Genomic DNA, 12877 nt, shown 5'->3' with positions numbered 1-12877 from the left:
CTGTTACCTACCGCCAAGCTAACACGCCTGCGACACAGAACAATCGGCACAATAACGCGAGCGCACGCCAAAACGGGAAAAATTGTGTTATACTGGTGCCTAAGCGTTGCCGGCTGGTCCGGCCAAGGGCAACCGACGCCGGATCCACTCTGCTGCGCAGATACGCAAAAGCGAGGGGATGACGATGGCTAAGACAATAGGAAATCCGATAAGTTGGGCCGCCCGAAACATCGGCGCGACCGGGGACCACATTGCTGAGAGTGTGACACGTATCGGCAGCGCGGATACGCGGCATTTGCCGACGGTGCAAACTCTGACTCTGCAAGACCTCCGGGTCTGCCTGCGCGCTGGGTATCAGGACTTTCTGGAAACCCGCGCAGACGCGATTTTTATCGTGCTGATCTATCCCATTGCCGGGTTGCTGATGTTTGGATTCGGCCTGAATCGAAACATGGTGCCTCTGCTTGCGCCGCTGATCGCGGGTTTCGCATTGATTGGTCCAGTGGCCGCAGTGGGACTGTACGAGATCAGCCGCAAGCGCGAACAGGGGAGCGATGTTCATTGGCTGGACGCGTTCGGCGTGTTCAGATCGCCGTCCTTCGGGGCGATACTGGCATTGGGGTTTTATCTTGTGGCGCTGCTGCTGGTTTGGCTCATGGTCGCGCAGAGCATCTATGTTCAGACCCTTGGTCCTGACCTGCCCACGTCACTGGGCGCGTTCGTGACACAAGTGTTCACCACCAAAGCAGGCTGGACGATGATCCTGTTCGGCAATGCCGTCGGGTTCCTGTTTGCGCTGATTGCCCTGGCGATCAGTGTTGTCAGCTTTCCGTTGCTATTGGACCGGAAAGTCGGTGTTCCGGTTGCCGTCGTCACCTCGGTCCGGGTTCTTCGGCATAACCCCGGCGTTATTCTGACATGGGGCTTCATCGTCGCTGCGATGTTGGTTCTTGGCGCAATTCCGATGTTGCTGGGCCTGATCGTCGTCATACCTGTGCTGGGTCACGCCACTTGGCACCTGTATCGCCGCGCGGTGGCCTGAGCGAACCGCGCGGGACCGTGCATGCACCACCGCGTTAACCCGCGACGTTCAGAACAATCTTACCGATGTGGCCCGAGCTTTCCATTCGCGCATGGGCCGCCGCTGCATCGGCCAGATCAAATTCGCTGTCCATAACGGGGGCAACCTTCCCTGCCTCAAGCAGAGGCCAGACCGCTTCGCGCAGGTCCTGCGCTATATTCGCCTTGGCAAGATCACTCTGCGGGCGCAACGTGCTGCCGGTGAGTGTCAGGCGTTTGACCATCATCAAAGCAAAATTCAACTGCACCATCGGCCCCTGCAGAAAGGCGATCTGAACCAGCCGCCCATCCTCGGCCAATGCCTTCACATTTCGAGGGATATAGTCGCCGCCCACCATGTCGAGGATCAGATTGGCACCCCCCTCGGCCCGCAGCGCAGCAACAAAATCTTCGTCCCGATAGTTGATCGCTTTTTCAGCACCCAGCCTGACACATGCCTCGCACTTTTCCTCGGACCCGGCAGTGGCGAAAACGCGGGCACCAAAAGCGTTCGCCAGCTGAATCGCCGTGGTTCCGATACCGCTGGAACCACCATGGACGAGGAACCGCTCACCCGCTTTCAGACCGCCGCGCGTAAAGACGTTTGACCAGACCGTAAAAAAGGTTTCGGGCAGGCAGGCAGCCTCTTTCAAGCCCATGCCTGCCGGAACGGGCAAGCAGTGCGCAGCAGGAGTGGCAACGTATTCGGCATAACCTCCACCGGGCAGCAATGCGCAGACCTGATCGCCGACCGAAAGGCTATCGACCCCAGCGCCCAGGGCAACGACTTCGCCGGATGCCTCAAGCCCCGGCAGGTCACTTGCACCCGGGGGTGGATCATAAGCGCCCGCCCGTTGCAGCGCATCAGGCCGGTTCACCCCCGCATAGGCCACTTTCAGGACAAGCTGACCGGCCTGTGCCTCGGGCATAGGGCGTTGGGTCAGTTGCAGAACATCCGGACCGCCGGGCTTGGTGATTTCAACGGCGCGCATCATCTGGGTCATGGGCAAATCTCCTTTGCCCAATGCCTAGCAGCCAATTCCTCAAAGGCCCAGACGCTTACTTGCGCGGGTTCAGCATTCCCGGCAGATCCGACCTCATCTTCATCGGAGCTTTCACCTGCCCCGCCAGCCAGTTCGGAACTGCAAGAAACGGCTTGAACAGAGGGTTCCCGTTCACCTGCGCCTTGACCTTTTCAAACTGCATGACGTTGTCGATGCGGCGGTCCAGAAATTCCCATGTTTTCTGATGGTCCGGCGAATCATCCCCCAGCCAGAACAGCACGGTCGAGGAATAGACCCCAGACAGCGTTGCCCGCTTGGTGTACCAGTTCACGTCGTCAGACGTATCGCCCAGCGTGTCCCAGATCAGATCGCAGGTCTGCCACAACGCTTTCGCCCCATCCGCCGCGTGCATCGGCAGCGAAAACAGCGTCATCCCGCGACGCACCAGCTCTTTGTCATCAACCGCCTGAAGACGGAACCGAACAGCGGCTGCAATACGATCCCGGAACTTCAGATCGCTCAAATCCTCGGTTTTCAGGCGTTCCACCATCGCGGCGTCCCCCCGCGCGTGAAAAGCCAGCGCCAGATCGACCGCACCACGCGGACAGATGGCGCGGGCCAGTGCGTCGTCCATATCGCAGTCGGCTATCGCCATGCGGAAGCTGGTTTCAGACCAGCCGTCAAAGGGCACATGGCCCAACATCGCATCCAAAAGCTTTTCTTTGGCGTCTTCGTAAGTCGTGGACATCGCGGTTCTCCGGGTTCTTGCACCAGTACTAGACAAGTTAGGGGCGCTTTGCTATACGGCCACTTCCTGCAATTTCCTTGCAACTCTATCTAGAAAGGTGGTGACAACCACATGCAGGTTAGTGTTCGCGACAATAACGTCGATCAGGCGCTTCGTGCCCTGAAGAAAAAGCTGCAGCGCGAAGGCGTGTTCCGTGAAATGAAGCTCAAGCAACATTTCGAGAAACCGTCCGAGAAGAAAGCGCGCGAGAAAGCTGAAGCGATCCGCCGTGCCCGTAAACTGGCACGCAAGAAAGCCCAGCGCGAAGGTTTGCTCTAAGCACCTGACGCTCGTCCAGCTTTGGATGACACTATTTGACGACCCCCGAGGCCCCGCCCGGGGGTTTGTCGTTTCAGGGCCAAAGAAAAACGCCCCCGAACATCAGGGGCGTTGGGATCAGTAGATTTTCGGAACGTGCAGCTCGTCAGGCAGAACGCGGCGTTCATATTCCGGGTTGTATTCGCGATCCGGCAGATTGACCTTTTCCTGCGGCACGTCCGTATAGGGAATCTTGGTCAGCAGATGTTCGATGCAGTTCAGACGCTCGCGCTTTTTGTCGTTGCCTTCGACAATATACCAAGGTGCCTCGGGAATATTGGTGCGGAACAACATATCCTCTTTGGCCTTGGTGTAGGCTTCCCACCGGATGCGGGATTCCAGGTCCATCGGAGACAGCTTCCACTGCTTCATCGGATCGTGGATACGCATGAGGAATCGCAACTGCTGCTCCTCGTCGGTGATCGAGAACCAGTATTTCAGCAAGATAATCCCCGAGCGCACCAGCATCCGTTCAAATTCGGGAACGTCCTGAAAGAACTGTCCAACCTGATCCTCGCTGGCAAATCCCATGACCCGCTCAACGCCCGCGCGGTTGTACCATGACCGGTCGAACAAAACGATCTCACCGGCAGCGGGCAGATGGGGAACGTAACGCTGGAAATACCATTGGCTTTGTTCCCTGCGGCTGGGCGCAGGCAACGCGACAACGCGGGCAACGCGCGGGTTCAGGCGCTGTGTGATCCGTTTGATCACGCCTCCTTTACCGGCACTGTCGCGACCTTCAAACAGGATGCAAACCTTGGCCCCGGTATGCTGAACCCAATCCTGAACCTTGATCAGTTCAGCCTGCAGGCGCAGCAGGTTGCGGAAGTAAACCTTGCGATCAAGCATCTCTGGGTGCTGATCCTTGTAGATCTTCCGGATCTCCATCGACAACATGGGTTCGCTGAACTCAATCTCGAAATCTTCGTCCAACGTGTCTTCCAACTCGGCTTCCAGCCAGTCTTTGGGGGCATCGTTGTGTTCGTAAGCCAAGGTCTGTTCCTTATCGTCTATCAGGTTCAAATATTATCCGGCGCATGTAACCGCCTGATGTCATCAGAAGAATTGATGAGGGTCCTTTTTCTAAGACTAACCGCCCGCAACCGCAAGGTCACTGCGACACGAGAAAACACCCCGCCACGGCACAGAGCGATTTCACCGGCAGCAGCATCCAGCGGCAGAAATGCCTCATGGTCAACGTGTTGAATCATCTTCACCGCTCGCCTTCTTGTCTTTGCGCAGTTTCTGACGGCATCAATGCGCGTGTCAAAAATCCGAGAATGCAGTGGCGCACTTTATTTCCCTTTTGCCGATTATCTGGCCGTGGTTCATCCTGATTGCAGCACAGATTGGCGCTGCGTCAGGACAATGGTCTTTGGCCAGGGCGCTACTGGCCGTTTTCGGCACGGCGGCATTGGTGCTTGGGCTTGTGACTCCCTTGGCGTTTTGCGTAGCAATCGCGGGGATCGGCGGTGCGGCGCTCCTACGCCACCTATCCGGACCGGCGGTCTGTCTTGGACATATCGCAGTGGTCCTTTGGGCCGTGGCCCTGGGCGCGCACCTGATACCGGGGTTCCACAATCTTCTGATTCTGGATCAGGTTCACGCCGGACCGGAAAGCACAGAGTTCAGCATGCACCTGAATCTGGACAAACCCCTGGTGCTTTTCGCGGTGCTTCTTGCGTGGCCCAGGATGAACGACGGATTGAGCCAAATCCGCGGACTGCCTTTGGCCTTCGGTCTTCTGCTGTTGCCTCTTTTGTTCGTGATTGGCCTGTTCGCCGGGGCCGTCAAACCAGAGTTCGGCCTCCCTCATTGGTGGTTCAGCTTTGCGCTGTTCAACCTGTTCCTGACCTGCCTGACAGAAGAGGCGTTTTTTCGCGGCTATTTACAGTCCTTGATCACATCCAAAGCAGGTGCCGCGCTTGGTGTCGCCGCCGCAAGCCTGCTGTTTGGGTTGGTTCACTTTCCGGGTGGGCTGGCGCTGGTTGCGTTCGCCTCGATCCTTGGGGCAGCTTGCGGGCTTGGGTATTATGCGACCGGTCGGCTCTGGGTGCCCACCCTGATGCACTTCGCATTCAACGCGGCGCATCTGGCCTTCTTTACCTATCCCGCTCCGGCTTGAGCTAGACTGGCAAAGCCGTGGTCTTGAATACAGTCCGCAGCGCGAACGAGCTTTGCATCTGCGCCACTCCCGGCAGACGCGACAGGTATTGGCGGTGGATACGGGCAAAATCCTCGGTGTTTTCGGCCACGACCTTCAGAATATAGTCCGCTGTTCCCGCCATGAGATGGCATTCGAGAACATCCGGTATCCGCGCAACGGCCTTTTCAAAAGCATCCAGAACCTCTTCGGCCTGACCTTGCAGCGTGATCTCGACAAAAACTGTCGTTGGAACCTTCATCTTTCGCGCATCCAAAAGCGCGACATAGTCACGTATGTATCCATCAGCTTCCAGCCTCTGCACGCGCCTATGACAGGCCGAGGGTGAAAGATTTACCTGTTCGGACAGTTCGGCATTGGACATCCTGCCGTTTTTCTGCAAGGCGGCCAGAATCTTTCGATCAGTCGTGTCGAGGCTCATTAGCGCAATCCTTTTGCAGATTTATGGCATCTTACCGAAGATTTTCCCGAAGAAAAGCCGAAGTGCAGGCAGAGTTTCACAGAAATTGCACCCAATTTCGCACATAATTTAGGCAGTTTATGAACGGAGAGGCCAAATGAAAATCGGTTGCCCCAAGGAAATCAAGCCGCAAGAGTTCCGCGTCGGCATGACACCCAACGCCGCGCAAGAAGCCGTTGCCAGAGGTCATGAGGTGCTTATCGAAACCGGAGCGGGCCACGGCTCGGGGTTTGAAAACGCAGACTACATTGCGGCCGGAGCAACGATCGTCGAAACAGCGGCCGAAGTTTTTGCCACAGCAGACATGATCGTCAAAGTGAAAGAACCGCAGGCAGTCGAGCGCAAAATGCTGCGCGAAGGTCAGTTGCTGTTTACCTACCTGCACCTTGCCCCCGATCCGGATCAGACTCACGACCTGCTTGCTTCGGGATGTACGGCCATTGCCTACGAAACCGTGACCGACTCCAACGGCGGGCTGCCTCTGCTGGCACCGATGTCCGAGGTCGCGGGTCGCCTTGCGCCTCAAGTCGGTTCCTGGACCCTCCAAAAGGCCAATGGGGGGCGCGGTGTGCTGATGGGCGGCGTTCCCGGTGTTGGGCCTGCGAAAGTTGTCGTCATTGGCGGTGGTGTCGTGGGGACTCACGCCGCTCAGATCGCCGCGGGCATGGGCGCGGATGTCACCGTGCTGGACCGCTCTCTGCCGCGTTTGCGTTACCTCGACGATGTGTTCGGGAACAGGTTCAAGAACCAGTACTCGACGGCTGGCGCCACGGCTGAACTCATTCAAACCGCTGACATGGTGATCGGTGCGGTGCTGATCCCCGGGGCCGCTGCGCCAAAACTGGTAACGCGCGAGCAGCTATCCACGATGAAACCCGGCGCGGTTTTGGTAGATGTCGCCATTGACCAGGGCGGATGTTTCGAGACCTCAAAAGCCACAACCCACGCCGAGCCGATCTACGAGGTCGATGGCATCATGCACTACTGCGTGGCCAACATGCCCGGCGCGGTTGCACGGACTTCGACGATCGCTTTGGGGAACGCGACGATGCCCTTCCTTCTGGCACTGGCCGACAAGGGCTGGAAACAGGCATGTCAGGATGACCCGCACCTGCTGGCCGGGCTGAATGTCCATGCTGGTCAACTGACCTACTACGCGGTCGGCAAGGCGCTGGGAATCGACGTCGTATCGCCAAATGTGGTGATCAAGTCCTGAACCCTCCCGCCCCTGAAAGCGCCCTCTGCCGAGGGCGTTTGCAGCGTTGGGCCAAGCGCTGCGCCGTTGGCGCAGCGCGGTCGGGTTGGTAGAACCGGTCTTTAAAACGCATCAACGCCGCGCCGAAGGCGCGGCGCCGGGCCCAACCGGAGGAGGGCATTTCAATGCCCGACCGACGGGCGGGAGCACTTACGCCTGTTTGTGGATCTCCACGGAATGCGGATACGGAATCGAGACACCCTTGGCATCGAACGCTTCCTTGATCGCTTTGGTCAACTCGAACTTTACGTCCCAGTAGTCGGCATTTGCACACCACAACCGTGCCGTCAAATCGACCGAGCTATCGCCCAGATTGGTCACGCGCACCCAAGGCTCGGGATCACTGAGAATACGGCTGTCCGCCTGCGCGACACTCAGGATGATCTTCATCGCCTCATCCGCGCTGTCGCCATAGTCGATCCCAAACACCAAATCGACGCGCCGGGTATCATGCGCCGAATAGTTCGAGATAATCGACCCCCAGGACTGACCATTGGGGACGATGATCTGCACGTTGTCAGGCGTCACAAGCTCGGTCGTGAACAGGTTCAGGTCTTTCACGGTCCCAGACGTCCCGCCAATGTCAACATACTGACCCAGCTTGTAGGGGCGGAACACCACCAGCATCACCCCGGCAGCAAGATCGCTCAGCGTTCCCTGAAGCGCCAAACCGATGGCAAGCGATGCTGCACCCAGAATAGCGACGATACTTGTCGCCTGAATGCCGAAAATGCCCAGCACGGCGACCAGAACCATGGCCAATATCGCCCATTTCACTAGGCTGGCGACAAAATTCCCAAGCGTCTGATCTATGTTCGGCGTTGCATTGATCCGGCGGCGGACCATACCGCTGATCGCTCCGGCCACGATCCAACCAAGGATCAGGACAATCAGTGCTTTCACAGCGTTCACGATTAGGGGGGCAAACGCACCCACCTGAGTCACGACCTCATCCACGCGCTTCTCCTTTCCGAGTTACTTCTGACCCGCAACCGCAGTGCGGGATTGCAGAAGTCTGAGCGATAACTGGGCTTCGGTCTAGGTGTGAGATGCAACCCTTTTCCCCGTTGTTCCAGAATACACAGCCGCTGACCGGACATGCACACCCTCACCACTGGAAGGATCGCCTGACCGTGCTTACCTGTTCCAAACCGTCTGAAAGGAACCAACCATGCTGGATACCACCTCGCACCCGATTACAGCCCGCTGGCCTGCCAGCAGCCCCGAAAAGATCCAACTTTATTCCTACCCGACGCCCAACGGTGTCAAAGCCTCGATCATGCTGGAAGAGACGGGCCTGCCCTATGAGCCGCATCTGGTCACGCTGGCCGACAAGGACGTCAAAAGCCCCGAGTTCCTTTCGCTGAACCCCAACAACAAGATCCCCGCGATCATCGACCCCAATGGTCCGGACGGGGAACCGCTGGCGCTTTTTGAAAGCGGTGCGATTCTGCTGTATCTGGCCGAAAAAAGCGGCAAGCTGCTGGGATCAACACCGGCCGACAAACATCGTGTCACCCAGTGGCTGATGTTTCAGATGGGCGGTCTGGGGCCGATGTTCGGACAGTTGGGCTATTTCCACAAATTCGCCGGGAAAGAGATCGAAGACCCCCGCCCCCGCGAACGGTACATCGCCGAAGCGAAGCGGTTGCTGAACGTCCTGAACACTCAGCTCAACGGTCAGGACTGGATCGCCGGAGAGTACTCGATCGCCGATATTGCCATCGTTCCATGGCTGCGCGGTCTGGACTATTACGGCGTCAAGGAAATCGTGGGGTGGGACGATTTCGCGAACCTTCAACCCTATGTCGATCGGTTCCTTGCACGACCCGCCGTACAGCGCGGCCTGCGTATTCCGGCGACAGAGTAAACCGGGTGGGGTGAGGCCGCGCCTCACCCCGCACCCTCAACCGGGAAGTTTGCCCGTCAAAACGTATCGCAGCACGTCAACAACTTGCGCGGGCTGCTCGGCGACGGCCAGCGCAGCGGCGTCCACCTCTTTCAGGGCGTGCTGGTGATCGGGTCCATGCAACACGATCAGGGACTTGCCCAGAGCCGCCGCATAGCCTGCGTCGAACGCTGCGTTCCACTGTTTGTATTTCTCGCCAAACCGCACGACGACAACGTCAGCATCGGCGATCCCTTTGCGGGTACGAATGGCGTTTACCATCGCGCCCTTATGGTCGTGCCAGTATTTGTTCGGCTCGGCGCCCAGAATGGCCACTCCGCAATCGTCGCTGGAATCGTGATCCGTCACGGGGCTGTTGAACGTAATATCCAACCCTTGTGCGCCTTCGATGATCTGCTCACGCCAGTCGGTGTGAATCTCTCCGGACAGGTAAACGCTCAGGCTCATGGAACTCTCCTTGCTGGTTGGCGCGCCCGAAGGCGCGCCTCGAATCTCGATTGCAAACAGGCTTAGCCGCGCAGCGTCCCGCCGGTCGCCTTGGTGACCTTGGCGATAATCTTCTGGGCGGCCGCCTCGATATCTTCTTCCTTGAGCGTCTTGTCTGTCGGCTGAAGGCGAACGGTGATCGCGAGGGATTTCTTGCCCTCTCCGACGCTGCCACCGATGAATTCGTCAAAGACGCGGACATCTTCGATCAGCGCCTTGTCCGCACCTGCGGCCGCATTGACCAAGGTCAGCGCCTCGACGGTTTCGTCCACGACAAAGGCAAAATCCCGCTCGACCGCTTGCAGGTCACGCAGTTCCAGCGCGGCTCGGGTCGCGCCCGACTTGCGGGGCAGAGGCACCTCGTCCGGCCAGATGGTAAAGGCCATCGCCGGGCCTTTGATATCCATCGACTGCAGGATACGCGGGTGCAGTTCACCAAACACGCCCAGCACCTTTTTCGGACCCAGACAGATTTTACCGTGACGGCCCGGATGCCACCACGCATCACCGTCGCGCAGAACCTGAACCTTGGCGGGCGCACCAATGGCCGCAAGCACAGCCTCGGCATCGGCTTTGACGTCGAACAGATCGACAGGGCGCGATGCACCGTGCACATCCTTTGGTCCGTCGCGACCAACCAGCAAGCCGGAAATCTGCGTTTTCTGATCGCCCGGCTCGCCATCATGGAAGACAGGGCCAACCTCAAACAGAGCCACATCCGCATATCCACGCGCCTGATTGCGCGCCGCAGCCTGCAGCAGACCGGGCAGAAGATCGGGGCGCATATGGCTCATTTCCGAGGAGATCGGGTTCTCCAACTGGGTCGCCTCATCACCGCCACCGAACAGCGCGGCCGACGCCTGATCAATGAACGTGTAGGACACGCACTCCGTATACCCCAAGGCCGCGCAGGTACGACGCGCCAAGGATTGACGGCGCTGCGTTGGCGTCATCACCGGTTTCGGGATACCGTCCGTGATACGCGGCAGCGGTTTGCCCTTCAGCTTGGTCAGGGACGCGATCCGCGCGACCTCTTCCACCAGATCGGCCTCACCCATGATATCGGGGCGCCAACTGGGGACATGGGCCATCTCACCTTCCAGCCGGAAACCAAGGCGGGTCAGGGTCTGGCGCTGCTCGCTTTCGGGAATATCCATCCCGACCAGCGACTGCACCCGCGCCGCATCCAGCTTGTAGGCCCGCGCGTGGTTCGGTGCTTTGCCGGCTTCGACAACCGACGAGACCTCGCCCCCGCAAATATCCAGAATCATCTGCGTTGCCTGCTCCAGCCCTTCGCGGGTGTAGTCCGGGTCAACGCCACGCTCGAACCGATACCGCGCGTCCGAGTTGATCTTGAGCGCACGACCGGTCAGCGCGATCTGCACATGATCCCAAAACGCGCTTTCGAGGAAGACATTCACGGTCTCCTCGGTGCAACCAGTTTCCTCGCCACCCATGATACCGGCGATGGATTCGGGGCCGTTGTCGTCCGAAATCACCATCATGCCGGGTTGCAGCGTGTATTCCTTTTCGTCCAGCGCCACCAGCGTTTCACCACCTTTGGCACGATGAACGCGCAGGTTGCCTTGCACCTTGTCAGCGTCAAACACATGCAGCGGGCGGTTCTGGTCAAAGGTCATATAGTTGGTGATATCCACCAGAGCCGAAATGGGCCGCAGACCAATCGCCTTCAACTGATCCTGCAACCACTGCGGGCTTGGGCCGTTCTTGACTCCTCGGATCACCCGGCCGGTGAAATGCGGTGCACCGTCCAGCGTGTCTTCGTCAATCGTCACCTTGATCGGGCTTTCAAAGTCGCCGGGTACAGGCGCGTAGTCACGCCGCTTTAGCGTCCCTACACCCCGCGCGGCCAGATCGCGCGCGATCCCTGCCACGCCCAGCGCATCGGGACGGTTCGGCGTGATCGCAATCTCGATCATCGGATCAACCTTGGACGGCTCATTCTCGGCCAGCCAGTCCACGAACTTGTCACCGACCTCGCCCGAGGGCAGCTCGATTATGCCGTCATGTTCTTCCGACAGCTCCAGCTCGCGCTCAGACGCCATCATGCCAAAGCTTTCGACGCCGCGGATCTTGCCGACGCTGATGGTGATATCCAGACCGGGGATATACATGCCCGGCTTGCAGACCACGACCGTGATGCCTTCGCGCGCGTTGGGGGCACCGCAGATGATCTGCAGATCGCCCTCATCGGTTTCTACCGTGCAGACGCGCAGCTTGTCGGCGTCGGGGTGTTTCTCAGCGTGCTTTACATGACCCAGCGTAAATCCCGCCAGCCGGTCCGCCGGGTTCACGATCTCTTCGACCTCAAGGCCAAGGTCGGTCAGCGCCTCGGCGATCTCATCAACCGACGCATCCGTATCGAGGTGGTCTTTCAGCCAGGACAGAGTGAATTTCATTGCAGCGGGCTTTCTTGGGCAAACATCCGTTTGGCACAGGCAATGGCAAAGATTGCGCCAAGGTGCAAGCGCTGCGCGTTACGGATAGGTGGGGGTGCGGCCCAAAAGCTCGTCCAATTGCCGGCCAAGCCAGCCATGCGGGATGAAATGGCCGCCCGGATGGGTATCCAGCACCACCTGCCCCTGCGCGCAATCGGTCCATTCCGTGCGGCTGAGCGTCAGGAACGGCTTCACGCTCCAATCCCCGCGCGGGGTCGCGCCGTTGCAATTGTACTTCTCGCGCCATAGCGCCACCGGATAGGTCGTGTCCCCATCGGGGCCGAGCGGGAAATCCATCACCGTATCGTCCAAGCCATGCACATGCCGCACCTCGCGCGGGGCTTCGGGGCAGGTTTCCGTCTGACGGATCGAGCCGGCAACAGCCAGCAGCGCCGCCATGTCATTGCCCGACTGACACACAAAGCGCCACGCCATCGCACCGCCATAGGAATACCCCGAGACATAGATGCGGTCCGGGTCGACCGGATAGCGATTGGCCACATCCTCCAGCACCCGATCGGCAAATGGGACATCCCCGGTATCCGCCGACCAGAAATTCCAGCCTTTGCCCAAGCCGTTCGGGGCCACCAGCAACACGCCACGCAGTTTCGTGGCCCCTGCTATCCGTTCATGGTTCACCACCACGGTGCCCTGCCGCGACCATCCGTGAAAATGCAGCAGTACCGGCAGAGGGCTTTCCCCGTCCCAACCATCCGGCTCCAGCACATGATACGAGCGGTCCCCGATCTCACAGGCGGTATCGCCGTGGCAATCGGATTTCCACGGCCCCATGGCGAGCGCTGGGGTTGCGGTCATCAAGAGGAAAAGCAGTCGATAGATCATAGGCCAGAGCCTAGTCACCTGACGCCGCCTGTCACGTCACAACCCTGTGGGAACCTGTAACACGCACTAACGCCAACTCTCGGATCAGGGCGCAAGCCGCGCTATCGCCAGACCGCGGGGTGGCGATAGC

General features: G+C 59.1%; 13 protein-coding genes. 5 read left to right on the top strand and 8 right to left on the bottom strand.

Features of this window, described 5'->3' with window-relative positions; all coding sequences use genetic code 11:
* Nucleotides 1-184: 184 nt before the first annotated feature.
* The gene (locus ACR0LH_RS11785; protein WP_480721097.1) at nucleotides 185-1042 is read left to right on the top strand and encodes a DUF2189 domain-containing protein; all 858 of its coding nucleotides are present in this window, start codon (nucleotides 185-187) and stop codon (nucleotides 1040-1042) included.
* Nucleotides 1043-1076: 34 nt separating this feature from the next.
* On the opposite strand, the gene ACR0LH_RS11780 is transcribed toward ACR0LH_RS11785, so the two are convergent.
* Together ACR0LH_RS11780 and ACR0LH_RS11775 are read right to left on the bottom strand one after the other, a co-directional pair.
* The gene (locus ACR0LH_RS11780; RefSeq protein ID WP_480721095.1) at nucleotides 1077-2063 is read right to left on the bottom strand and encodes an NAD(P)H-quinone oxidoreductase; all 987 of its coding nucleotides are present in this window, start codon (nucleotides 2061-2063) and stop codon (nucleotides 1077-1079) included.
* 55 nt (nucleotides 2064-2118) lie between these two features.
* Entirely contained in the window at nucleotides 2119-2811 is a 693-nt protein-coding gene (locus tag ACR0LH_RS11775; protein ID WP_480721094.1) for a COQ9 family protein, read from the bottom strand.
* 111 nt (nucleotides 2812-2922) lie between these two features.
* On the opposite strand from ACR0LH_RS11775, the gene rpsU reads away from it, so the two are divergent.
* Nucleotides 2923-3129 carry a 30S ribosomal protein S21 gene (rpsU, locus tag ACR0LH_RS11770; RefSeq protein ID WP_005614280.1) on the top strand — a complete coding sequence of 69 codons (207 nt, stop codon included), beginning with the start codon at nucleotides 2923-2925 and terminating at the stop codon, nucleotides 3127-3129.
* 117 nt (nucleotides 3130-3246) lie between these two features.
* On the opposite strand, the gene ppk2 is transcribed toward rpsU, so the two are convergent.
* On the bottom strand, nucleotides 3247-4164 hold the full coding sequence (gene ppk2 / locus ACR0LH_RS11765; RefSeq protein ID WP_170387358.1) for a polyphosphate kinase 2: 918 nt from the start codon (nucleotides 4162-4164) through the stop codon (nucleotides 3247-3249).
* Nucleotides 4165-4456: 292 nt separating this feature from the next.
* Between ppk2 and ACR0LH_RS11760 the strand changes: the two genes are divergently transcribed.
* Nucleotides 4457-5296, top strand: a complete 840-nt coding sequence (locus ACR0LH_RS11760; RefSeq protein ID WP_480721092.1) for a CPBP family intramembrane glutamic endopeptidase — start codon at nucleotides 4457-4459, stop codon at nucleotides 5294-5296.
* A 1-nt stretch (nucleotide 5297) separates the two neighbouring features.
* Here the strand turns inward: ACR0LH_RS11760 and ACR0LH_RS11755 are convergent, their stop codons facing one another.
* Nucleotides 5298-5756, bottom strand: coding sequence for an Lrp/AsnC family transcriptional regulator (locus ACR0LH_RS11755; protein ID WP_170387354.1), 459 nt, complete (start codon nucleotides 5754-5756; stop codon nucleotides 5298-5300).
* A 136-nt stretch (nucleotides 5757-5892) separates the two neighbouring features.
* On the opposite strand from ACR0LH_RS11755, the gene ald reads away from it, so the two are divergent.
* Nucleotides 5893-7011, top strand: a complete 1119-nt coding sequence (ald, locus tag ACR0LH_RS11750) for an alanine dehydrogenase (RefSeq protein WP_170485176.1) — start codon at nucleotides 5893-5895, stop codon at nucleotides 7009-7011.
* A gap of 189 nt (nucleotides 7012-7200) precedes the next feature.
* Here ald and ACR0LH_RS11745 read toward each other — a convergent pair whose 3' ends face one another.
* Nucleotides 7201-8007, bottom strand: coding sequence for a mechanosensitive ion channel domain-containing protein (locus ACR0LH_RS11745; RefSeq protein ID WP_170387350.1), 807 nt, complete (start codon nucleotides 8005-8007; stop codon nucleotides 7201-7203).
* A 214-nt stretch (nucleotides 8008-8221) separates the two neighbouring features.
* Here ACR0LH_RS11745 and ACR0LH_RS11740 point away from each other — a divergent pair, with 214 nt between their 5' ends.
* Nucleotides 8222-8920: a glutathione S-transferase N-terminal domain-containing protein gene (locus ACR0LH_RS11740; RefSeq protein WP_170415157.1), complete on the top strand. Its 699-nt coding sequence runs from the start codon at nucleotides 8222-8224 to the stop codon at nucleotides 8918-8920.
* Nucleotides 8921-8956: 36 nt separating this feature from the next.
* Here the strand turns inward: ACR0LH_RS11740 and ACR0LH_RS11735 are convergent, their stop codons facing one another.
* From ACR0LH_RS11735 to ACR0LH_RS11725, 3 genes are all read right to left on the bottom strand, one after another.
* Nucleotides 8957-9406, bottom strand: coding sequence for a YtoQ family protein (locus tag ACR0LH_RS11735; RefSeq protein ID WP_170387346.1), 450 nt, complete (start codon nucleotides 9404-9406; stop codon nucleotides 8957-8959).
* 62 nt (nucleotides 9407-9468) lie between these two features.
* Entirely contained in the window at nucleotides 9469-11865 is a 2397-nt protein-coding gene (gene pheT, locus ACR0LH_RS11730) for a phenylalanine--tRNA ligase subunit beta (protein WP_480721090.1), read from the bottom strand.
* A gap of 78 nt (nucleotides 11866-11943) precedes the next feature.
* The gene (locus ACR0LH_RS11725) at nucleotides 11944-12747 is read right to left on the bottom strand and encodes a CE1 family esterase (protein WP_480721089.1); all 804 of its coding nucleotides are present in this window, start codon (nucleotides 12745-12747) and stop codon (nucleotides 11944-11946) included.
* Nucleotides 12748-12877 lie beyond the last annotated feature (130 nt).

The sequence above is a fragment of the Ruegeria sp. CL6 genome (genome assembly GCF_056536465.1).
Note: the sequence above shows the minus strand (reverse complement) of the source record. Positions and strands in the feature narration are given on the sequence as shown.